General features: G+C 64.3%; 18 protein-coding genes. 14 read left to right on the plus strand and 4 right to left on the minus strand.

Annotation, left to right across the window (positions count from 1 at the left end; genetic code table 11):
- The first annotated feature begins 75 nt into the window (after positions 1–75).
- The 6 genes from J3D46_RS01755 (at position 76) to J3D46_RS01780 (ending at position 7,682) form a co-directional block, all read left to right on the plus strand.
- The gene (locus tag J3D46_RS01755; protein ID WP_253464765.1) at positions 76–1,506 is read left to right on the plus strand and encodes a xylulokinase; all 1,431 of its coding nucleotides are present in this window, start codon (positions 76–78) and stop codon (positions 1,504–1,506) included.
- Between the two features lie 69 nt (positions 1,507–1,575).
- Positions 1,576–2,559 (plus strand): LacI family DNA-binding transcriptional regulator, encoded by a 984-nt coding sequence (locus tag J3D46_RS01760; protein WP_253469123.1) that lies wholly within the window; start codon positions 1,576–1,578, stop codon positions 2,557–2,559.
- Positions 2,560–2,768: 209 nt separating this feature from the next.
- On the plus strand, positions 2,769–4,490 hold the full coding sequence (gene araB / locus J3D46_RS01765; protein WP_231338470.1) for a ribulokinase: 1,722 nt from the start codon (positions 2,769–2,771) through the stop codon (positions 4,488–4,490).
- Positions 4,487–5,194 (plus strand): L-ribulose-5-phosphate 4-epimerase, encoded by a 708-nt coding sequence (locus J3D46_RS01770; RefSeq protein ID WP_231338469.1) that lies wholly within the window; start codon positions 4,487–4,489, stop codon positions 5,192–5,194. Before araB ends, J3D46_RS01770 begins: the two co-directional genes overlap by 4 nt.
- Positions 5,195–5,253: 59 nt before the next feature.
- Positions 5,254–6,789: an L-arabinose isomerase gene (araA, locus tag J3D46_RS01775; protein WP_253469125.1), complete on the plus strand. Its 1,536-nt coding sequence runs from the start codon at positions 5,254–5,256 to the stop codon at positions 6,787–6,789.
- Positions 6,786–7,682 (plus strand): aldose 1-epimerase family protein, encoded by an 897-nt coding sequence (locus tag J3D46_RS01780; protein WP_253464768.1) that lies wholly within the window; start codon positions 6,786–6,788, stop codon positions 7,680–7,682. The genes araA and J3D46_RS01780 overlap by 4 nt, the downstream gene beginning before the upstream one ends.
- 80 nt (positions 7,683–7,762) lie before the next feature.
- Here the strand turns inward: J3D46_RS01780 and J3D46_RS01785 are convergent, their stop codons facing one another.
- Positions 7,763–8,779, minus strand: a complete 1,017-nt coding sequence (locus J3D46_RS01785; RefSeq protein ID WP_253464771.1) for a LacI family DNA-binding transcriptional regulator — start codon at positions 8,777–8,779, stop codon at positions 7,763–7,765.
- A gap of 126 nt (positions 8,780–8,905) precedes the next feature.
- On the opposite strand from J3D46_RS01785, the gene J3D46_RS01790 reads away from it, so the two are divergent.
- From J3D46_RS01790 to J3D46_RS01820, 7 genes are all read left to right on the plus strand, one after another.
- Positions 8,906–9,313, plus strand: a complete 408-nt coding sequence (locus tag J3D46_RS01790) for an L-rhamnose mutarotase (protein ID WP_253464774.1) — start codon at positions 8,906–8,908, stop codon at positions 9,311–9,313.
- Positions 9,310–10,476 (plus strand): L-rhamnose isomerase, encoded by a 1,167-nt coding sequence (gene rhaI, locus J3D46_RS01795; RefSeq protein WP_253464776.1) that lies wholly within the window; start codon positions 9,310–9,312, stop codon positions 10,474–10,476. Before J3D46_RS01790 ends, rhaI begins: the two co-directional genes overlap by 4 nt.
- 3 nt (positions 10,477–10,479) lie before the next feature.
- The gene (locus J3D46_RS01800; protein WP_253464779.1) at positions 10,480–12,516 is read left to right on the plus strand and encodes a bifunctional aldolase/short-chain dehydrogenase; all 2,037 of its coding nucleotides are present in this window, start codon (positions 10,480–10,482) and stop codon (positions 12,514–12,516) included.
- Positions 12,517–12,524: 8 nt separating this feature from the next.
- Positions 12,525–14,045 carry a rhamnulokinase family protein gene (locus tag J3D46_RS01805; protein ID WP_253464780.1) on the plus strand — a complete coding sequence of 507 codons (1,521 nt, stop codon included), beginning with the start codon at positions 12,525–12,527 and terminating at the stop codon, positions 14,043–14,045.
- 173 nt (positions 14,046–14,218) lie between these two features.
- Positions 14,219–15,571, plus strand: a complete 1,353-nt coding sequence (locus J3D46_RS01810; protein ID WP_253464782.1) for an EAL domain-containing protein — start codon at positions 14,219–14,221, stop codon at positions 15,569–15,571.
- Positions 15,572–15,664: 93 nt separating this feature from the next.
- On the plus strand, positions 15,665–16,096 hold the full coding sequence (gene panD / locus J3D46_RS01815) for an aspartate 1-decarboxylase (protein WP_024818390.1): 432 nt from the start codon (positions 15,665–15,667) through the stop codon (positions 16,094–16,096).
- A gap of 184 nt (positions 16,097–16,280) precedes the next feature.
- Positions 16,281–17,207 carry an AEC family transporter gene (locus J3D46_RS01820; protein ID WP_253464784.1) on the plus strand — a complete coding sequence of 309 codons (927 nt, stop codon included), beginning with the start codon at positions 16,281–16,283 and terminating at the stop codon, positions 17,205–17,207.
- 23 nt (positions 17,208–17,230) lie between these two features.
- Here the strand turns inward: J3D46_RS01820 and J3D46_RS01825 are convergent, their stop codons facing one another.
- The gene (locus J3D46_RS01825; RefSeq protein WP_253464786.1) at positions 17,231–19,867 is read right to left on the minus strand and encodes a trehalase-like domain-containing protein; all 2,637 of its coding nucleotides are present in this window, start codon (positions 19,865–19,867) and stop codon (positions 17,231–17,233) included.
- 106 nt (positions 19,868–19,973) lie between these two features.
- The gene (locus J3D46_RS01830; RefSeq protein ID WP_253464788.1) at positions 19,974–20,963 is read right to left on the minus strand and encodes an LLM class flavin-dependent oxidoreductase; all 990 of its coding nucleotides are present in this window, start codon (positions 20,961–20,963) and stop codon (positions 19,974–19,976) included.
- A 281-nt stretch (positions 20,964–21,244) separates the two neighbouring features.
- Here J3D46_RS01830 and J3D46_RS01835 point away from each other — a divergent pair, with 281 nt between their 5' ends.
- Positions 21,245–22,243: an ABC transporter substrate-binding protein gene (locus J3D46_RS01835; RefSeq protein ID WP_231338458.1), complete on the plus strand. Its 999-nt coding sequence runs from the start codon at positions 21,245–21,247 to the stop codon at positions 22,241–22,243.
- 81 nt (positions 22,244–22,324) lie between these two features.
- On the opposite strand, the gene J3D46_RS01840 is transcribed toward J3D46_RS01835, so the two are convergent.
- On the minus strand, positions 22,325–23,254 hold the full coding sequence (locus J3D46_RS01840; RefSeq protein WP_231338457.1) for a threonine/serine dehydratase: 930 nt from the start codon (positions 23,252–23,254) through the stop codon (positions 22,325–22,327).
- Positions 23,255–23,330: the final 76 nt, after the last annotated feature.

The following is a 23,330-nucleotide window of genomic DNA, read 5'->3' on the forward strand; positions in this document are numbered from 1 at the left end:
CCACAGTCCCATCGCCGGGCTCTGCGAGGTTCGCCCTGCAGGGCCCGGCCACGGTTCGCCAAAGGAACAAAACGCATGCCTCTCGTAGCCGGGATCGACAGCTCCACCCAGTCGTGCAAAGTGGTTATCCGGGACTCAGTCACGGGCGCCTTGGTGCGTCAGGGCAGGGCACCCCATCCAGAAGGGACGGAAGTACACCCTGATCACTGGTGGACGGCCCTCCAGGAAGCGATCCAAAAGGCAGGCGGGCTGGACGACGTCGACGCCGTTTCCATTGGTGGCCAACAGCACGGCATGGTGTGCCTGGACGAGTCCGGGAATGTTGTACGCCCAGCCCTGCTCTGGAACGACACCCGCTCCGCGCCGAACGCCGAGGAATTGATTCTTGAAGCCGGTGACGGCGATGCCCTGGCCGGAGCCGCGTACTGGGCAACCAGCACCGGCACCGTACCGGTGGCATCGTTGACTGCCACAAAACTCCACTGGCTGGCCCGGAACGAACCGGAGAATGCTCGACTCACTGCCGCGGTTTGCCTGCCCCACGACTGGCTTTCCTGGCGGCTTGCCGGTCATGGGCCCGGAAGCGGGCCGGCATCGTTGGAGCTCCTCCGCACCGACAGGTCGGACGCATCAGGGACGGGCTACTTCTCGGCGAGCAGTGGCAACTACTTGCCGGAGGTGCTCGAAAGCACCCTCGGGCATATTCCGGTCCTGCCTGTCGTCGTGGGACCTTTGGAAGCTGCCGGCAAGACGCCCGGCGGCGCCTTCATCGGCCCCGGTGCCGGCGACAACGCCGCAGCAGGCCTGGGCGTCAGCGCCGCCGTCGGGGATGTTGTCATTTCCATCGGAACGTCCGGGACCGTGTTTGCGGTGTCGGACGTGCCGGCACGGGATGCCAGTGGTCTGGTAGCCGGCTTCGCAGATGCCACCGGCAACTTCCTTCCCCTTGCCTGCACGCTCAACGCGACACGGATCTTCGATGCCACGGCCGCGTTGCTGGGAGTGGATTTGGGGGAAATGGGTGCCCTGGCGTTATCCGCTCCCGAGGGGGCGGAGGGGCTGACCCTGGTCCCGTATTTCGACGGCGAACGGACACCCAACCTCCCTGATGCCACTGGATCGCTCCACGGCATCACGGTCTCCAACTACACGCCGGCCAACCTGGCGCGGGCCGCGGTGGAGGGCGTGCTGTGTTCGCTCGCGGACGGTCTCTCCGCGCTGCAAGCCCAAGGCGTGGCTGCCCGGCGCATCATCTTGGTGGGCGGGGGCGCACAATCGGAGGCCGTCCAGCAGGTTGCTGCTTCGGTCTTTGGACTACCGGTATTCGTACCCCACCCCGGGGAATATGTTGCTGACGGCGCTGCACGACAGGCTGCCGGCGTGCTGACTGGGCAACTGCCTGAGTGGTCATTGGAAGGCGTGGATGTGACGCCCGGGGACGTCGCCGGGCCCGCGCCGTTCCTGACGAGATACCGTCAGTACGCCGCCAAGGTGGCTATGGGCTGATCATGGCCGCGGGTGCTCTATCGTGACAGGGTGAGCTCTGATCAATCTGCACCAGCCCGTCCTCCTGTCATGGAGGACGTCGCCCGCGTGGCGGGGGTCTCCCACCAGACTGTTTCCCGGGTCCTGAACAACCACCCCAACGTGAGTTCCAAAACCCGCGAGCGTGTGGAACAAGCCATCACCGAGCTGGGTTATCGGCGAAACACCGCTGCACGCAGCCTGGTGACCCGACGCTCCCAAACCATCGGAGTGCTCGGCAGCGAAATGGCGCAGTACGGGCCGTCCCACACGCTTCTGGGCGTCCAGCAGGCGGCACGGGATGCGGGCTATTTCGTCAGCGTGGCAGGCCTGCGGGAAGTTACCCCGGAGACCATCAAGGACGCTATCGCGCACTTCATGGATCAGGGGGTGGACGGCATTGTCGTCACGGTTCCCCACCCTGGGACATTTGATGTCCTCAAAGACATCACCGCCCAAGTGCCATTGGTTGCTGTCGGGTCCATTGGCGATGAGCACCTCACAGGTGCCACCGTGGACCAGAAGCAGGGAGCCAAGCTCGCCGTCGAACACCTCTTGAGTCTCGGCCACCAGCGGATCGGCCACCTGTCCGGGCCGGCCGATTGGATTGATGCCGCTGCCCGCATTGATGGCTGGCAGGAGGCATTGGCCGAGGCCGGACTTGAACCGGGGACCTTGATCGAGGGCGATTGGAGTGCCGAATGCGGCTACCGCGAAGGCCTTAAAATCGCAGCGGACCGTTCCATGACGGCCCTGTTCGTAGCCAATGACCAGATGGCCCTTGGCGTCCTGCGCGCGTTCAACGAGACAGGCGTGCAGGTGCCGGCAGACGTCAGCGTTGTGGGCTTTGATGACCAGCCGGAGTCGGCCTACTTCATTCCTCCGCTGACTACGGTGGCGCAAGACTTTGAAGAGCTCGGCCAGCGCTGTATCGGTTTGCTCCTGGATCGCTTGGAGAGCGGCAGCACCGTCTCAGCTGCCACGGTCATGCCGGACCTTGTCATCCGCTCCACCACGGCGCCCCTCGCCGACTAAGTAGCAGCAGATGCCGTTTTGAGTGCTCAGAACGGCAGCTATTGCGACCTACTTGGGAGCGTTCGGGGCCCGCTTCCTTCGTAAGTGCCCATTCCACGCGAACAGCTCTTGACATCAAAGTTGTGAGCGCTAACAATTACAGCAGACCTTCTTTACTTTTCCACCCCGACCCCCGGCAATGAGGCCCTGGCCAGCCGGATGGAGACCCCATGAATACCTCTGAAAACCTCCCGCTCGATGAGCAGTTCGTCATCGGCGTGGACTATGGCACTTTGTCCGGGCGCGCCGTCGTCGTGCGTGTTTCGGACGGTGCCGAAATCGGCAGCGGGGTGTTCGATTATCCCCACGCAGTCGTGACGGAAAAGCTCCCCGGCACCGGCCAACGCCTGCCGGCCGACTGGGCGCTTCAGGTCCCCAACGACTACCGCGATGTCCTGCGCAATGCTGTACCGGCCGCCGTCGCCGACGCCGGCATCGACCCGGAGAACGTGGTGGGCATCGCCACCGACTTCACGGCCTGCACCATGGTTCCGACGACGGCAGACGGCACGCCGCTGAACGAACTGGATCGGTTCGCGGACCGGCCGCACGCCTTCGTGAAACTCTGGCGACACCACGCGGCCCAGCCCCAGGCTGACCGCATCAACCAACTCGCCGAGCAACGCGGCGAGTCCTGGCTTCCCCGCTACGGCGGCCTGATTTCCTCGGAATGGGAATTCGCCAAGGGGCTGCAGCTCCTGGAGGAGGACCCTGAGGTCTACGGCGCCATGGACCACTGGGTCGAGGCAGCCGACTGGATCGTCTGGCAGCTCTGCGGAAACTACATCCGCAATGCGTGCACCGCCGGCTACAAAGGCATCTACCAGGACGGAAAGTACCCGTCCGAGGACTTCCTGGCAGCACTGAACTCCGGGTTCAAGGGCTTCGTGTCAGAGAAGCTGGACCATACCATCGGGCGATTGGGCGACGCCGCGGGCTACCTCACTGAAGAAGCTGCCTCCTGGACGGGACTCCCAGCTGGGATCGCCGTGGCAGTGGGCAATGTGGACGCCCACGTTACCGCTCCGGCGGCCAACGCCGTCGAACCCGGCCAACTGGTCGCGATCATGGGTACGTCCACCTGCCATGTCATGAACGGCGACGTCCTCCGCGAAGTGCCCGGCATGTGCGGCGTTGTCGACGGCGGCATCGTGGACGGCCTTTGGGGTTATGAGGCCGGACAGTCCGGGGTGGGCGATATCTTCGGTTGGTTCACCAAGAACGGCGTTCCGCCGGAGTACCACCAAGCCGCCAAGGACCAAGGCCTGGGCATCCACGAGTACCTCACCGAGCTCGCCGGGAAGCAAACCATTGGTGAGCACGGCCTTATCGCGCTGGACTGGCACTCCGGCAACCGCTCAGTGCTGGTGGACCACGAACTTTCCGGAGTGGTGGTGGGCCAGACCTTGGCCACCAAGCCCGAGGACACGTACCGGGCGTTGCTGGAAGCGACGGCGTTCGGCACGCGCACCATCGTGGACGCCTTCCGCGATTCCGGAGTCCCGGTCAAGGAATTCATCGTGGCCGGAGGATTGCTGAAGAACAAGTTCCTCATGCAGGTCTATGCCGACATCACGGGCCTGCAGCTCTCCACGATCGGATCCGAACAAGGTCCGGCGCTTGGCTCGGCGATCCACGCAGCAGTCGCAGCCGGGAAGTACAAAGACATCCGGGAAGCCGCCGCGTCCATGGCAGCCGCTCCCGGCGCGGTCTACACGCCAATCCCGGAAAACGTCGCCGCCTACGAGGTCCTCTTCCAGGAATACCGCACCTTGCACGACTACTTCGGCCGCGGCACGAACAACCTCATGCACCGCCTCAAGGCGATCCAACGTGCAGCTATCCAGGGATCGGCGAAGCAGGCCACCATCCTCGAAGGAGCCTCCGCATGAGCACCCTCCTGGAATCCATCGCGAGGGTCCGCACGGAAGTCTGCGAACTGCACGCCGAACTGACCCGCTACGAACTGGTGGTCTGGACGGCGGGCAACGTCTCGGGCCGCATCCCCGGGCACGATCTCATGGTCATCAAGCCATCGGGCGTCTCGTATGACGACCTGACCCCGGACCTCATGGTGGTCACGGACCTTTACGGCACACCCGTCAGGGGCACCAACACCGGCAGCGCAGGCACCGTGGACTGGGGCAACCCGGACCTCTCACCATCCTCGGACACCGCCGCGCACGCCTACGTCTACCGGCACATGCCCGAGGTGGGCGGCGTAGTCCACACGCACTCCACCTACGCCACTGCCTGGGCTGCCCGCGGCGAAGAGATCCCTTGTGTCCTGACCATGATGGGTGACGAGTTCGGCGGATCCATCCCTGTTGGGCCGTTCGCGCTGATTGGGGACGACTCGATCGGCCAGGGAATTGTGGAGACGCTGAAGAACTCCAATTCCCCCGCCGTCCTCATGCAGAACCACGGCCCGTTCACCATCGGCAAGTCCCCCCGCGAAGCCGTCAAAGCAGCCGTGATGTGCGAGGAAGTGGCCAGGACGGTCCACATCTCGCGCCAACTTGGCAATCCGCTGCCCATTGATCAAGCCAAGATCGAGTCGCTCTACGACCGATATCAAAACGTCTACGGCCGCTGACGCGGACCGCCTCAACCCGCCAGCGTCCCAACCCCGGATCACACCCAGGAGCCATGAAAATGCCCAGCGCCACCAACACATCCGCCAGCAGCACATCCCTTGATCAGTACGAGGTCTGGTTCCTCACCGGCAGCCAGCACCTCTACGGCGAGGATGTCCTCAAGCAGGTCGCAGCGCAGTCGCAGGAGATTGCCAATGCCCTGAACGCCAACAGCGACGTCCCCGTCAAGCTCGTCTGGAAGCCGGTCCTCACCGATTCCGACGCCATCCGCCGCACCGCACTGGAGGCCAACTCGGATGACTCCGTGATCGGCGTGACCGCCTGGATGCACACGTTCAGCCCTGCCAAGATGTGGATCCAGGGCCTCGACGCGCTCCGCAAGCCGTTGCTGCACCTGCACACGCAGGCCAACCGGGACCTGCCTTGGGCTGACATCGACTTCGACTTCATGAACCTGAACCAGGCAGCCCACGGCGACCGCGAATTCGGGTACATCCAGTCGCGCCTCGGCGTGCCGCGGAAGACCGTCGTCGGGCATGTCAGCAATCCTGAGGTCGCCCGCCAGGTGGGCGCCTGGCAGCGCGCATCGGCCGGTTGGGCCGCCGTCCGCACGCTGAAGCTGACCCGTTTCGGCGACAACATGCGCAACGTCGCCGTCACGGAAGGCGACAAGACCGAAGCCGAGCTGCGCTTCGGCGTCTCAGTAAATACCTGGTCCGTCAACGAACTCGCCGCCGCCGTCCACGCGGCCAGCGAGTCCGACGTCGACGCCTTGGTTGCCGAGTACGAGCGCCTTTACGAGGTGGCCGAGGAGCTAAGAGCAGCCGGCGCCCGCCACGAATCACTGCGCTACAGCGCCAAGATCGAGCTGGGCCTCCGCAGCTTCCTGGAAGCCAACGGTTCTGCAGCGTTCACCACTTCCTTCGAGGACTTGGGCGAGCTGCGCCAGCTCCCCGGCATGGCCGTCCAGCGCCTGATGGCCGACGGTTACGGCTTCGGCGCCGAGGGTGACTGGAAGACTGCCATCCTGGTGCGCGCAGCCAAGGTCATGGGCGGAGACCTTCCTGGCGGCGCGTCGCTCATGGAGGACTACACCTATCACCTGGAGCCGGGCTCGGAGAAGATCCTGGGTGCGCACATGCTGGAGGTCTGCCCATCGCTGACCGCCAAGAAGCCGCGCGTTGAGATCCACCCGTTGGGCATCGGCGGAAAGGAAGACCCCGTCCGCATGGTGTTCGACACCGACGCCGGCCCTGGCATCGTCGTCGCTCTGTCCGATATGCGCGATCGGTTCCGCCTGGTCGCCAACGTGGTGGACGTCGTCGACCTCGACCAGCCGCTCCCCAATCTGCCGGTTGCCCGCGCGCTCTGGGAGCCAAAGCCCAACTTCGCTACCTCGGCCGCCGCGTGGCTCACTGCCGGCGCCGCACACCACACGGTATTGTCCACGCAGGTGGGCCTGGACGTGTTCGAGGACTTCGCCGAAATCGCCAAGACCGAACTCCTCACCATCGACGAAGGCACCACCATCAAACAGTTCAAGAAGGAACTCAACTGGAACGCCGCCTACTACAAGCTGGCCGGCGGCCTGTGAGCACTGAATACACGCTGAGCGCGGGCGGTTACACGGCCGTTGTCACCGCCCAGGCCGCCGCCTTGCGCGTACTGCAGTTCGACGACCGGGACCTTGTTGTCCCCTTCGCTGCCGGCGGTCCGATCCCGGATTACCGTGGCATCATCGCCGCTCCGTGGCCGAACAGGATCGCCGACGGCGGGTACACCTTCGACGGCGCTGCGTACCACTTGCCGATCAACGAACCTGAGCGGGCCACTGCGTTGCATGGGCTCACCTTCCCGCTCGACTGGACCCTGAAGGAGTCCGACGCCGGTTCGCTCACCTTGACGTGCACCGTGGGCCCGACGCCGGGCTACCCCTTCGTCCTGGAACTTGAGGCGCGGTACACGCTGGACGACACAGGACTGCACACCTCCGTCACGGCCCGGAACGCTGCCGACGTCGCCGCCCCCTATGGCGTGTGCCCCCACCCCTACCTGGTCGCAGGGCCCTCACCGCTGGACGAGTGGGTCCTCGAGTTTTCCGCGGAGTCGTTCCTTGAAGTCACGCCCGACAGGTTGCTGCCCGTCGGCACCGTGCCAGTGGAAGGTCACGCTTTCGACTTCCGCCCAGCGCGGGCCATTGGCAGCACCGAAATCGACCACGCCTTCACGGACATAGCGTTCGACGGCGGGCTGGCGCGGCTTTCCGTGCGGGACCCGGCGGGCACCGGCGTCGGGATGTCATGGGACGAAAGCTGCCCGTGGCTTCAGATCCATACGGCAGACAAACCGGCACCGGTTCCGGGACGGCTTGGCTTGGCCGTGGAACCCATGACCTGCCCGCCGGATGCGTTCAACAGCGGGACGGACCTGATCCGGTTGGAGCCCGGCGACCAACACACGGCGTCGTGGAGCATCTACGCCCTGTAGCTACCCAACTAAGTAACAGCACATGTCGCTATGGGCGTCCATTGGGACATGTGCTGTTACTCAGTTGGGTGCGCGGGGACTTAACTGCCAGCGCCCGCAGTGCTTTGGCGGACCACCAGCTCGGGAGTGAACACCACAGACCGGTGCTTGGTTCCGCCGCTGTCCTGCTCCTCCGCGAGCAACTCGATGGCCGTCCGGCCAAGAGCCTCGGTGGGCTGGCGAATGGAGGACAACGGCACCACGGCGGAGACAGCGAAGTCGATGTCGTCATAGCCAATCAGGGCGATGTCCTCGGGAATCCGGACGGTCCGCAGCATGGTCAGCGACTGCATGACTCCGAGGGCCAGGAGGTCGTTGGAGCAGAAGACGGCTTCGGGCCGTTCGTCGGGAGTGCGCTCCACCAGGCCGTTACCGACTTGCCGGCCTGCAAGGACCGTCTGCCCGGCGGAGTCCAGAACCTCGACACTCGCCCCCGGCACCTCGGCCACGGCACGCTGCGCGCCCTTGAGTCGGCTGGCCACCTGGCGGATGGACGGCGTTCCAACAAAAGCCAGACGACGGCGGCCCGTGTCCAGCAGGTGCTTGGCGGCCAAATAGCCGCCTTCCTGGTCATCCACGGAGACTGAGCTGCAACGCTCGGTGTCTGCAAGTTCGTCCACCAGGACCGTGGGCACGCCGCGTTCGCGGAGGGTGTCGATCCGTTCCCCCACATCACCCACCGGAGAGATCAGCAGGCCTTGGACCCGCTGCTCCTGGAACAGGTCCATGTAATGGGCTTCGCGGGAAGCGTCCTGGCCGCTGTCCCCCACCAGCACGACACTTCCCAGGGCGGTGGCAGCATCCTCCGCGGCACGCGCTACTGAGGAGAAGAAGGGGTTTCCGACGTCCAACACGATCAGGCCGATCGTCCTGCTTTGGCCGGCGCGGAGCTGGCGGGCGGCGTCGTTGCGCACGAAGCCGAGTTCGGCGATGGATTTCAGGACGCGTTCCTTGGTCCTCTGCGAGACCCGATCCGGATAGTTCAGCACGTTGGAAACAGTTCCCACTGCTACTTGGGCGTGGGTGGCAACGTCTTTGATGCTGGCTGTCTGGGACATGCTTTCCGATCTCCGCTGGCTGACGTCAATGTGTTGGAAACGCCTTGACACCCTCCCGTTTACGAGGGTAATTTGAATCGTAACAAATGAAACGATTCAAAGACGAGTAACCCTGGAGATCCGCACATGAGGGTTTGTTTCCGCTCTTCAGTCCAGCCGGAACTGATGGCCGAGTACAAGCAGCGCCACGCCGCCGTATGGCCGGAGATGCTGTCCGCGCTGAAGAACGCCGGGTGGAACAACTATTCCCTGTTCCTCGCTCCCGACGGCCAATTGATCGGTTACCTGGAGTGCGACGACTACGAGGCAGCCCAGGCCCGCATGGCAGTCACAGAGGTCAACGCACGCTGGCAGGCCGACATGGCCGCCCTCTTCGCGAACAGCGACGTCCCCCCGGACCAAGGCTTTGAGATCGTCGAGGAAGTTTTCAACCTTGAGGACCAGCTCGCAGCTGCCGGCCTCGTCACAGACGCCACCGGCCCCACACACATAGACAAAGACTCCGCCCACGAATACCAGAAGGAACAAGCATGAACACCACAGAATCGGCCCTGGGCCGTCTAGGGGAACTGGCCATTGAAGTGCCGTCCTGGGCCTACGGGAATTCCGGGACCCGGTTCAAGGTCTTCGGCACTCCGGGTACACCGCGCACCGTTCAGGAAAAGATCGCCGACGCCGCCAAGGTCCACGAACTCACGGGGCTGGCTCCCACCGTTGCCCTGCACATTCCGTGGGACAAGGTGGAGGACTATGCCGCGCTTCGCGAGTACGCCGCAGGACTGGGCGTTGGGCTGGGCACCATCAACTCCAACACCTTCCAGGACGACGAGTACAAGTTCGGTTCCCTGACATCGTCCAACGAGTCTGTGCGCCGCCGCGCGATCGATCACCACTTGGAATGCATCGGGATTATGCACGCCACCGGTTCCAAGGACCTGAAGATCTGGCTGGCTGATGGCACCAACTACCCGGGCCAGGATGATATCCGCGGCCGCCAGGACCGCCTCGCGGAGTCCCTTCAGGAGATCTACGCGGGTCTCGGCGACGAGCAGCGCCTGGTGCTGGAGTACAAGTTCTTCGAGCCGGCTTTCTATCACACCGATGTTCCGGACTGGGGTACCTCCTACGCCCAGACCCTTGCCCTCGGTGAGAAGGCCTTCGTCTGCCTGGACACCGGCCACCACGCCCCGGGCACCAACATCGAGTTCATCGTCATGCAGCTCCTGCGGCTGGGCAAGCTGGGTTCCTTCGACTTCAACTCCCGCTTCTACGCCGATGACGACCTCATTGTTGGCGCAGCTGATCCGTTCCAGCTGTTCCGCATCATGCACGAAGTCATCCGCGGCGGCGGTTTCGGCAAGGATTCCGGCGTCGCGCTGATGCTGGACCAGTGCCACAACCTCGAAGAGAAGATCCCGGGCCAGATCCGCTCGGTCCTCAACGTCCAGGAAATGACGGCCCGCGCCCTGCTCATCGACACCGCGGCGCTCTCCGAAGCCCAGCGTGCAGGGGATGTCCTGGCCGCCAACGGCATTTTCAACGATGCCTTCTACACCGACGTCCGCCCGGTCCTGGCCGAGTGGCGCGAATCCCGCGGGCTGCCCGCCGACCCGATGGCCGCCTACAAGGCCAGCGGCTACCAGAAGAAGATCAACGAGGACCGCGCAGGCGGCCAGCAAGCCGGATGGGGCGCGTAAAAGATGACCAGCAAGACTGTTGAAGAGCTCATTTCCCGTTCCAACCGCCTCGGTGCGGACAAGCGGAACACCAACTTCGCCGGCGGCAACACCTCCGCCAAGGGCACCGAGAAGGACCCGGTTACCGGCCAGGACGTCGAGCTCCTCTGGGTCAAAGGCTCCGGCGGCGACCTCGGCACACTGAAAGCTGAGAACCTCGCAGTACTCCGGCTGGACCGGCTGCAGGCACTCAAGTCCGTTTACCCCGGCGTCGAGCGTGAAGACGAAATGGTGGCCGCGTTCGATTACTGCCTCCACGGCAAAGGCGGCGCCGCGCCGTCGATCGATACCGCCATGCACGGCTTGGTGGACGCTGCGCACGTTGACCACCTGCACCCGGACTCGGGCATCGCGATCGCGACGGCGGTTGACGGCGAAGCGCTGACCTCAAAGGTCTTCGGCGACAAGGTTGTCTGGGTTCCGTGGCGTCGGCCCGGTTTCCAGCTCGGCTTGGACATCGCGGCGATCAAGGAAGCCAACCCCCAGGCCATCGGCACCATCCTGGGCGGCCACGGCATCACCGCGTGGGGCGCCACCAGCGAAGAGGCCGAGGCCAACTCGCTCTGGATCATTGACCAGGCCGAGAACTACATCAAGGAAAACGGCAAGACCGAGCCCTTCGGCGCGCAGCTCCCCGGCTACGCCGCGCTTCCCGAGGCTGAGCGCAAAGCCAAGGCAGCCGCCCTCGCACCGGTGATCCGCGGCTTGGCTTCCACGGACAAGCCGCAGCTGGGGCACTTCAGTGATGACGCCGTCGTCCTTGAATTCCTTGAGTCGGCGGAACACCCGCGGCTCGGCGCACTGGGTACGTCCTGCCCGGACCACTTCCTGCGCACCAAGGTCAAGCCGCTGGTCCTGGACCTGCCGGCTGACGCTCCTCTGGAACAAGCAGTGGAACGGTTGAAGGAACTGCACGCCGCCTACCGCGAGGACTACCAGGCGTACTACGACCGCCATGCAGACGAGAACAGCCCGGCCCTGCGCGGCGCGGACCCTGCCATCGTGCTGATCCCGGGCGTGGGCATGTTCTCCTTCGGCAAGGACAAGCAGACCGCACGCGTGGCCGGCGAGTTCTACCTCAACGCCATCAACGTGATGCGCGGCGCCGAGGCCATCTCCACCTACGCCCCCATCGAGGAATCCGAGAAGTTCCGCATCGAGTACTGGGCATTGGAGGAGGCCAAGCTCGCCCGGATGCCCAAGCCCAAGTCCCACGCCACCCGTATCGCACTGGTGACCGGAGCGGCGTCGGGCATTGGCAAGGCGATCGCCACCCGTTTGGCGTCCGACGGCGCGTGCGTCGTCATTGCCGACCTGAACCTTGAGAACGCCCAAAAGGTCGCCGAGGAACTGGGCGGATCCGACGTCGCCATCGGCGTCCAGGCGGACGTGACCGACGAAGCCCAGATCGCCTCCGCCATACAGGAAGCCGTGCTCGCGTTCGGCGGCCTGGACCTGGTGGTCAACAACGCCGGCCTGTCCATCTCCAAGCCGTTGCTGGAAACCACCGAGAAGGACTGGGACCTCCAGCACAACGTCATGGCCAAGGGCTCGTTCCTGGTGTCCAAGGCCGCGGCCAAGGTCATGATCGATCAGGGCCTGGGCGGGGACATCATCTACATCTCCTCCAAGAACTCTGTGTTCGCCGGCCCGAACAACATCGCGTACTCCGCCACCAAGGCTGACCAGGCCCACCAGGTCCGCCTGCTCGCCGCTGAACTGGGCGAATACGGTGTCCGCGTCAACGGCATCAACCCCGACGGCGTGGTCCGCGGCTCCGGCATCTTTGCCGGCGGCTGGGGCGCCAAGCGTGCCGCGGTATACGGCGTGGACGAGCAGGAACTGGGCAAGTACTACGCCCAGCGCACGCTCCTCAAGCGCGAAGTCCTCCCGGAACACGTGGCCAACGCCGCCGCCGTGCTCACCAGCAACGAGCTATCGCACACCACTGGCCTCCACATCCCCGTGGACGCCGGCGTGGCGGCAGCCTTCCTCCGCTAGGACCGACAGTGACCAACGGAACCATCGCGAGCACCGTCCCGGCACACGCCGGGGCGGTGTCCGCTCCCGCGGGCCGCAACGCCGTGTTCGCCGCCATCGACATCGGGGCCTCCTCCGGCCGCGTCATGCTGGGCCGCGTCTCCTCGGTATCCGGTGTGTCGCTCGAGACCATCCACCGCTTCCCCAACGGGGTGGTGGAGCTCGACGGCGGCCTCCACTGGGACTTCGACGCCCTCTTCGCCGAGGTACTCAAGGGTTTGGCTGCGGCAGCTTCCGTGGCGGCCACGAACGGCGAGCGCATCGTCAGCATCGGCATCGACACGTGGGCCGTGGACTACGGCCTGGTGAACGACGCCGGCGACCTCACCTCGGTACCGTTCAGCTACCGGGACGAGCGCAGCCGGGCGACGGTGCAGCGCGTGCATGCAGCAATTCCCCCGGAGAGGCTGTATGCCACCACCGGCCTGCAGTTTTTGCAGTTCAACACCCTCTACCAGCTCGCAGCGGAGCCCACCCTGGACGGGCTGCAGGCCCTCCTGATCCCGGACCTGATCGCGTTCCTGCTGACGGGTGAACGCCGGACCGAGGCCACGAACGCCTCCACTACCGGGCTGTTCGACGCTGTTGCCGGTGAATGGGCCGTCGAGTTCCTTGATGCCCTCGGCTTGCCCCGGAACCTTTTCCCGCCGCTCATCCAGCCCGGCGAAACCGTCGGAACGCTGCTGCCGGCAATCCTTGAACTGACGGGCCTCCCGGCGGACACCACCGTGGTTGCCGTGGGTTCGCACGACACCGCATCAGCCGTTGCCGCAGTCCCAGCAGAGGACCAGGATTTCGCGTATATCTCCTCCGGCACCTGGTCCTTGGTAGGCGTGGAACTCCCCCGCCCCGTGCTCAGCGAAGCGAGCCGACAGGCCAACTTCACCAACGAACGCGGCGTGGACGGAACCGTCCGGTACCTCCGCAATGTCGGTGGCCTCTGGTTGCTCAGCGAATGCCAACGTGCGTGGGCCGCTGAAGGCTACACGCAAGCACTCACGGCACTGCTCGACTCGGCGGCAGCACTTCCTGCCGGCGGACCTCAGATCAACGCCGACGACCCCAGCTTCACGGCACCGGACAACATGCCGGACCGGATCCGCTCAGCCGTGCGCAACACTGGCGCGGTGCTCCCGGACCGGCCCGCCGCCGTCGTGCGTTGCATCATGGACAGCCTCGCGGCCGGGTATGCACGGACCTTGGCCGATGCCGAGCGGCTCACCGGCCGCGCTACCGGCGTAGTGCACATTGTCGGTGGCGGTTCGCAGAACCGGCTCCTGTGCCAGCTCACCGCCGATGCCACTGGCAAACCCGTGATCGCCGGACCCGTTGAGGCGACAGCCCAGGGCAATGTCCTGGTCCAGGCACGGGCCGCTGGAGTGGTGAGCGGAGGGCTGGCTGAGCTGCGTGAACTCGTGGCTGCAGGAACGGATCTGGTGCGGTACCAGAGCTCCAGGGAACTGGTGCCACAGGAGTCCGGCATGTCCTAGGGAACAGGAGGCCGATGGAAGTACGCTGAGGAATCATGGCCTGATGCCGACAGTCCGGGATGGCCAGACGAAGGGGGACAGATTCGTTGCAGGAGAAAACACTGCCTGAAGGTGGCCAGCACGGCACATTCCACCCAATCGCCTCTGGGTCGGCATAAGACTCCGGGCGCCTGATGTTGTTCAGGAAAGTGCCGGTATGGGCGTGGTTGGCTGCCGCCGCCCTGGTCAACGTGCTCCTGGTACTAATGGTGCGCGTCCCGTCGTGGTTTAACAGGGAACCGAGCAGGCAGTCACTTCCGCAACTGTGGCTGCTTGACCCGCTGATAGTCATGTCGGCAGTAGTACTTCTGTTCTTGCTCGTTCGTGCGGTGACGAAGAAGCTGCCGAAGAAGAGGTCCAGCGAACCACCTCGAAACGCTTCCGAACCAGGCTCCCGGACCATGATGGTGACCAGCAAGGAGTGGCTCTGGGCGGTGGACGCAGCGGGCATCATCACCCACTCCAGTCCAATGTGCCAACAACTGACTGGATATACCCCGGAAGAACTCACGGGAAGCCCCATCAGCCTCGTCCTGGATCCTCGGGACCTTGCCTCGGTGTGGCGTCCCGACGCCGATAACGGTGCCGAATCGTACTTCGACGGCGTGACGTTGGCTTGCAGGCACCGGGACGGCACCCGGGTTGTCATGGACGTCAGCGGGCACACGGTCTATGACGCTTCGGGCTTGGCGATCGGATTCGAAGGCCTGGCCCGTCCGAGCACCGCAACCGGCGGCACAGCTCTGGACGCTGAACGCTCCCTTGTCCTGGGCGTCATATCCTCGCAGGCCCTTGTCACCGCTTTTCAACCACTTCTGTGCATCAAGACCGGGCGGACCTTGGGGGTCGAGGCACTATCCCGCTTTCCTGATGCGGCCACGACGTCCCCCGAAGCCTGGTTCACCAGAGCTGAAACCGTGGGGCTGGGAATAGACCTGGAACTGTTGGCCCTGAGAACAGCCCTTCACACCGCCACCAAATTGCCCGGCGAGTTCAGCTTGGCCGTTAATTTGTCTCCCAGCGCCTGCCTCGACCAGCGGATCCAGGACGCACTTGCTGGCGCAGCGATCAACCCGGACAGGCTCAGTTTGGAGCTCACTGAGCGGCAGGAAGTGCTCGACTACGAGCAACTGGCCGCAGCCGTGGCACCACTGCGCGCCAAGGGCGTCCACCTGGTGGTCGATGATGCCGGCGCCGGGTTCGCCTCCATGAGGCACATCATGAAGCTTGACCCGGAAGTGATCAAAGTGGACCGCAGCATCATCAAAGGGATTGATCGCCAAGCATCCAACCGTGCCCTCGCTGCTTCCATGGTCAGCTTTGCCACGGAGATCGGCGCATCGGTGACAGCCGAAGGCGTGGAGACAGCGGCGGAGCTTCAGGTCATTACGGAATTGGGCATGTCGGCGGCTCAAGGCTACTTCCTGGGCAAACCTTCCACGCAACCGACGGATTGGATCAAATGGGCGGGGCTGCCTGGAAGCTGACTCCGCCAAGGCGAGCGACGCCCCGCAGACGTCCCGCGAACGTCTTGTACGTCACAGCGCTGGATGAGGCTGCCGCGCTAAACTGATCGCATTATGATCCGCACAATGTTCAAGTCCAAGATCCACCGCGCAACGGTGACCCACGCCGACCTCCACTACGTCGGTTCGGTCACTGTCGACCTGGACCTCCTGGACGCGGCCGATATCCTTCCCGGCGAACTCGTCTCCATTGTGGACGTCACCAACGGCGCCCGGCTGGAGACCTACACCATCGCCGGCGAGCGCGGTTCCGGCGTGATAGGGATCAACGGAGCGGCTGCCCACATGGTCCATGTTGGCGACACCGTCATCCTCATCACCTACGCGGAGATGACCACCGAGGAGGCCCGGAGCTACGAGCCCAGGGTGGTTCACGTGGGCAAGGACAACAAGATCCTGCAGCTCGGCAACGACCCCGCCGAGGGCCATACCCCCGGGCTCATGCGCCCGCCGCACGCGCTGAGTAACGCAGCGCACCTCAGCTAAGTCTCCACAGCAACGAACGCGTTTTTGTACAGTTAATGCCGCTAAGACGGCCCTATAAGGTCATTAGCTGTACAAAAACTCCAGTGTCCGCATGCCGGAACTCTGGCGAGAAAACGCTTACTCGCGTGGCAGCGTTGGCTAGGCTGGTGTTCGTGATCCTACGAGACCCCACCCGCACGCTGTCATGATTGGCGTCCTGTCGGGGTTCTTCGTTGTCTGGGCCATCATCCTGGTGGGCATGTTCGTGGGGCGTCGGGAGATCCTCGGCGAGAACGCCCGATCCGTCCTGAGCTCTCTAACCTTTTTCGTAGCAAGCCCGGCGCTCCTGTTCGAGACGTTGAGCAAGGCCAAGCTGCACGATGTCTTCGCAGCGCCTCTCCTGGTCACCGCGGTGGGCGCCATCATCACCGGCCTTTTGTTCTTCCTGATCGTGAAGTTTTGGCTGAAGCGCGCCATGCCGGAAGCCCTCATGTCGTCCATGAGCTCGTCCCTGGCCAACTCCGCGAACCTCGGTATCCCCATTGCCGTGTTTGTGCTGGGCGATGCGAGCTATGTGGCGCCGCTGCTGATCTTCCAACTGGCCTTCTTCACACCCATGTACCTGATGGCCCTCGATGCCAGCACCAGCACACACCGCACCACTCCACTGCGCTTCCTGCTGATGATCGTGAAGAATCCCATGATCGTGGGCTCGGCACTCGGCCTGCTGGTGGCCGGTACCGGATTCCAGGTGCCAACGCTGATCCTGGAGCCCATCCACCTGATCGGCGGAGCGGCGATTCCGGCCATGCTGATGGCTTTCGGCATGAGCCTCAATGGATCCAAGCCGCTGCAGAAATCCGCTGGACGCAGGGTGGATACGTTGCTGGCGAGCGGCTTTAAACTGGTTGTGCACCCGTTGATCGCCTACCTGTTCGCCCGTTTTGCCTTGGGCATGGACGGGCATGCGCTGTTCGCCGTGGTGGTCACGTCCGCGCTGCCGACGGCCCAGAATGTGTTCGTTGCGGCCAACCGGTACCAGGCAGGAATCACCGTGGCCAAGGACACCGTGCTGATAACCACTATCGTGGCCGTGCCTGCAATGATCGCCGTGGCGCTGCTGCTCGCGTAGCGCTGCCTTACCCAAGGAGGGGTTTACTCCACGTCTGCGCTGGCCAGGTAATGGTCCAGGAGTTGCGCACAGCGTATGAAGCCCAGGTGCGAGTAAGCCTGCGGATGGTTGCCCAGGTGCGTTTCCGTTCCGGGATCGTACTCTTCCGGCAGGAGGCCTGTGGGGCCAAACAGTGCCACCAACTGGTTGAACAGCTCCAGGGCATCGTCCAGGCGGCCAACAGCGAGGTATGCCTCGATCAGCCAGGTGGTGCAGATGTGGAAGCCGCCCTCCAAACCCGGCAGGCCGTCGTCGTACCTGTAACGGAAAACCGTGGGCCCCACCCGCAACTCGCGCTCAACGGCAGTAACGGTGTCCAGGAACCGCTGGTCCTGGGCGTCCAACAGGCCGGACAAACCGATATGCAGGACCGCGGCGTCAAGGTCCGGGCTGTCGTAGGCAACGCTGTAGGAAGCGGCGGACTCGTCCCACCCCTCCCGGAGAACTTCCTCCCGGATGGTTTGGGCATTGGGCGCCCAGTCCGCATGCGCCACCCGCCCATGCAGGGCCGCAGTCCGGAGGGCACGATCCAGCGTCACCCAACACATGACCTTGGTGTACACGTGGTGCCGCGGCGGTCGGCGGGCTTCCCAGATCCCGTGGTCCGGCTCATGCCAGCGGGCAAGCACGGCGTGAGCCATCTGCTCCATGAGGTACCAGTGTTCGTCCGGCAAAAAGCCGCGCCGCTCCGCAAGATCGTGGATGAGCTCGGCGATTGGCCCAAACACGTCCAACTGCACTTGGTGGTCCGCGGCGTTGCCGATCCGCACCGGGCGCGATCCTGCATAACCTGGCAGGCTCTCCACGATGGCTTCAGTGGACAGCGGTGACCCTGTCACCGAATACAAGGGGTGCAGCCATTCGGGCCCGGGAGCGTTCTCCAGGATGCGCCCCAGCCAGCTGAGGAAACCGTCAGCTTCTTCCGTGGATCCCAAAGACACCAACGAGTTCACCGTCATGGACCCGTCCCGGAGCCAGCAATACCGGTAGTCCCAGTTCCTTGTTCCGCCGATGCCCTCGGGCAGGGACGTGGTGGGCGCGGCCAGTACCGCGCCCGTGGGCTCGTGGACGAGCGACTTGAGCACCAGCGCCGAGCGCCGCACCAGCGACGTTTTGATGGTTGGCAGTTGCAAGGCCTTGACCCACTCCCGCGATACCTGCCCGACGGCGGCACGCCGCTGGGGTTCGCCGGTCGGGTCCGGGGGTGGCGGTTCAGTGTCACCGCAGCGCAGATTCAGGACCACGGGCCCGGACTGAAGGGCGACCTGAGCTGTCGCCGTCGCATACTTTCCGTCGCTGGTGATGGTGAAATCAACGCCCGGCGCCGAAAGAATGATCGGATCCGAGGTGCCGATGATGTGGACCTCATCGCCGCGGATCTCCATATTGAAAGGAGCATTGGCGTAGTCGGGCCGTGGTGCGAACACGACGCGCGCATCACCCGTCCCGGACAGGACGCGAACCAGGCTGGTGATGCCCTCCGGTGCGGGCTCCAGATAATCGGTCACCGTGACATCGGCCCAGCGGGTTTCGACGATCATGGTGTTATCCACGTAGCGCTGCGCCAGCACCTGCGAGGGCTTCACCGGCTCAATACTGAAGTGGCCGGCGGGGTCGCCGCCCAGGATGTGCGCAAACAGGGATCCGGAATCGGGCAAAGGGTGGCTCATCCAGCAGACCTTGGCATCCGGAGTGAGCAGCGCCGTGGAACTTCCGTTGCCGATCATCGAATGCCGTTCCAGTCCTACTGCGTCCTCGCCGAACAGCCACGCCCGCCGTAGTTCGAACAACAAAGCCAGCACACGCGCAAAGGACTCCGGGTCCGGAATGGTGTGTGCCGCCGTCGTATCCCCCGCGCCGACATGCAACCCAAGGTCCGGGCCGCGCAGGGTGGCGAGCGCCTTTTCATCACTCTCGGCGTCTCCCGCGTACAGCGCAGCGCTGACCCCAAGCCTTGACCGGAGCTGTTCCAGGGCTTGTCCCTTGGCTGGTTCTTCGACGGTCAGGTCCAGGACCGTTCCGTCAATGATGAAGTACAGACCAAACTCGATGGCGATCTTCTGCGAAGCGAAAATCACCCGGTCCACTACTTCAGGGGTCGCCGGCCGGGTATGCACCGCGACGCCCACTGGTTTGCGGACAATGCTGATGCCTTTTTCGAACCCGACGGCTTCCGTCAGGGCGGTGGCCGCCTGCTGGAGCAGTTGTTCCGTGGCAAGCGAGAGCGTGTAGGCGTAGCCCATGTCGAACTCAACCCCGTGGGACCCCACCAAGTGCACCTCGGCCGGCAGCCGCGACACTGCGGCCAGATCCCTGAGGGACCGCCCGGAAATGATGGCGGTGTGGGTGTTGGGTAGGGCGGCGAGCGCCCGGAGGGCAACGGCGGCACTGTCCAGGGGCAAGGTCTCTGTGGAAACGCCCTCCGCCGAACACAGGGTGCCCCCATAGTTGCAGGCCACCAACAAACCAGGGACCCGGGCGAGGACCCTGAGCTCCGCGAACAACTGCGGGGAGATGCCATTCTCCGCGTCGGACTGGAGCACTGTCCGGAGCAGGCCAAGCGGGAGCGACTTCATCAGCAGCGCGGAATCGGCGACTGATTGGTTCAAATGCGTAGGCATGGCGAATCCTTCCGAAGCGGATAGCTACAGTCTCCGCCCGGACGGTTTCGCTTGACTACCTAGTAGATTGCAAATGCGTAAAGCTATTCCTTGGATTTATGCAGGGTTACGCAGGAACCAGTCCTGCGACCTCGGCCACGAGCTCCACGGACCGCAGGCGTTCTTCGGTTCCGATGCTCTGGTGCGCCACGATCAGCTCGTCGGCATCGGCGAACGCCGCGAACTCATCAAGGTAGTCACGCACCACGTCCTTGGTTCCTACAGCGGAGAACTTCATCATCTGGGCGATGTGCTGGCCTTGCGGCGAGTCGAGAACCATGTCGGCCTCGTCATCGGTGAACTCGCGTCCGCCGCCGAAGAACAGGGACACCCGGGCGCGCTTCACGGCGAGGTGGATGGCTTGTGCCTCGGCATTGGAGTCCGCCGCTGTGACGTTCACGCCCGCGATGACGTGCGGCTGGGACAACTGCTCGGACGGCTTGAATTCGCGTCGGTAGACCGCAACAGCGTCCTGCAGGGCAGCAGGAGCGAAGTGTGAAGCAAACGCGTAGGGAAGGCCCAACTGGGCGGCCAGCTGCGCACCGAACAGCGAGGAGCCCAGGATGTACAGCGGCACGTTGGTGCCCTTGCCCGGCGTCGCTTCAACGCCTTGGATGCGCGTGGGACCAGTGAGGTATCCCTGAAGTTCCAGGACGTCCTGCGGGAACCTGTCCGAGGACGTGTGGTCGCGACGCAAGGCGCGCATGGTGTTCTGGTCACTGCCGGGCGCGCGTCCCAGCCCGAGGTCGATTCGTCCCGGGTGCAGGGTCTCGAGTGTGCCGAATTGCTCCGCGATGGTCAGAGGCGAGTGGTTGGGCAGCATGACGCCACCTGCCCCGAGGCGGATGGTGTTGGTGTGCGCGGCGACGTGCGCAATCAGCACGCTGGTAGCCGAGGAGGCAATGGCGGACATGTTGTGGTGCTCCGCATACCAAACGCGGCGGTAGCCCAGCTCTTCAGCCTTCTGCGCCATCGCGACGCTGCCCGCGAGGCTGTCCGCTACCGTCTGGCCCTTGCCGATTGTTGCCAGGTCGAGGATGGAAAGAGGAACAGTCACGGGGAGGCCTTTCGGTACGTTTGCGGTGCCCGCACTGTTGGTTGCCGGGCACTCTAGCGACAACGACGGCGGCACCCGGCTTATTTCTGTGAGTTGCGTCGCGCTCGGTTTTCCGAAGGTCCCGGGGCAGTTTTGTGACCCCGTTGTACGCCCGATTAACCGCCGTGAACCCCTGTATCCCAGCGTTTCAGGGGGCTTTGACCTGTATCAGCGGGCTGCCGGATAGTTGCAGCCACAAGTACGCATCAGACTTCCCGATTCGGGCAATCCAAGGAGAACAAATGGCACGTTTCGCAGCCAAATCCGGCGTGACCGCGGCGCTGGCCGCTACCGCCCTGTTGGGGCTCGCGGCCTGCTCCGATCCTGGGGCGACAGCGGCAAGCAACGCGTCCGCTCCACAAGGGTCGGCAAGCGCGAACGCCTCATCAAGCACCAAGGAATTCAACCTGACCCCGCAGCAGGACCGCATCAAGGTGAGCGTGGACTCCGCGGCGGCCGCACTGGTTCCGGACGCCATCAAGGCCGACGGCAAGCTCACAGTGGTCACCACCGGCGGCACTCCCCCGCTGAGCACCTTCGCTACGGATAACAAGACCCTCATCGGCAGCGAAGTGGATATTGCCTATGCTGTGGGCGAGAGCCTGGGACTGCAGGTCGAGGTGCTGCCGGTGGCGTGGGCTGACTGGCCGTTGGGCGTCGAATCAGGCAAGTACGAGGCCGTCCTGTCCAACGTGACAGTCACCGAAGCACGCAAGGAGAAGTTCGACTTCGCCACGTACCGCAACGACCTCCTGGGTTTCTACGCCAAGACGGACTCGGACATTTCAAGCATCAAGGAAGCGAAGGACGTGGCCGGCAAACGCATCATCGTCGGCTCGGGCACCAACCAGGAAGCCATCCTGGTGCGCTGGGACGAGGAGAACAAGAAGAACGGCTTGAAGCCGGTTGAGTTCCAGTATTACGACGACGACTCCGCCTCCCAGCTCGCCCTCCAGTCAGGCCGCGCGGACCTCACGTTCGGGCCAAACGCTTCGGCCGCTTACAAGGCGGCCAAGGACGGCAAGACCAAGGAGGTGGGCACGCTGGAAGGTGGCTGGCCGCTGAAGGCCGAGATCGCGTTCACCACCCAGAAGGGCAACGGCTTGGCCGTGGCCGCCCAGGCTGCGCTCAATACCCTGATCAAGGACGGCAACTACGGAAAGATCCTGGACCGTTGGGGTCTCTCTTCCGAGGCCATCCCCGCGTCCGAACTGAACCCGGCAGGCCTGCCCAAAAAGTAGGAACCGCTGACCCGACTGAGTAGCAGCAGATGCCCTTTTGAAACCTCAGGAGGGCATCTGCTGCGACCTACTTGGGTGCGGTTAGAAGTGGGCGGGGTCCGTGTTGGCCCCGCAGAGGATCACTGCCACGGTTTCGCCCGCCCGTGGAGTGTAGGCGCCGGACAGCAACGCCGCGTACGCTGCGGCAGCACCGTGTTCCACGACGATCCGGTGCTTCTCCCAGAGGGCACGGCGTGCCTGGACGATGTCCTCATCCGTGACCAGCACGCTCTGGACACCCGTGCGGCTGGCGACTCCGAAGCCAATCTCGCCGATCCGGCGGGCGCCGAGGGAATCGGCCGCGATCCCGGAGACCGCCACATCCACTGGTTCGCCTTGGGCCAGCGCGGTGTGCAGGGTGGGAACCGTTTCCGGTTCGACGCCCACAACACGCGCCCTGCCCTCTGCCGCCGCCGCGATGCCGCCCATCAGGCCGCCGCCGCCAACAGCAACGAGGATGGTGTCGACGTCGGGCAGTTCATCCAGCAGCTCAAGCCCTACCCCGCCGGCGCCCGCCACGATCTCCGGCTGGTCGTAGGCGTGGCAGTAGACCGCGCCCTTCTCCTCGGCGAACCGTACTGCGGCCGCGTAGGCCTCGGCGTACTCGGCGCCACCCTGGACCACGGTGGCACCAATGGCGTAGAGCTTATGGACCTTGTTTGCCGGGGCAGACTCGGGAACAAAGACGGTGGCGGGGACTCCCAGCTTGGCTGCGGCATAGGCGTTGGCCAGGCCCGCGTTGCCACCGGAAGCCACCACGACGCCGACTGCCGGGTCCAGCTCGCCGTTTTCCTTCGCTGTGAGCAGGCGGTTGAACGCGCCACGGGCTTTGAAAGAGCCTGTGTGCTGCATGTATTCGCATTTGAACCACAGGTGGTAGGGCTCCTGGTCGCCGCTCTCGGCAAGGGGCGTATGGCGGACCCAACCCGCTGTCCGTGAGTACGCTGCTTCTACTTCTTCGCGTGTGACCATCGTGGCTGCACCTTTCCGTCCGTTTCATCCTATGGTTTGCGAAGACGTCCTGACCGACTGTGCAGCATAGGCTGGA

Source organism: Paenarthrobacter sp. A20, from assembly GCF_024168825.1.
Classification (GTDB): Bacteria; Actinomycetota; Actinomycetes; order Actinomycetales; family Micrococcaceae; genus Arthrobacter.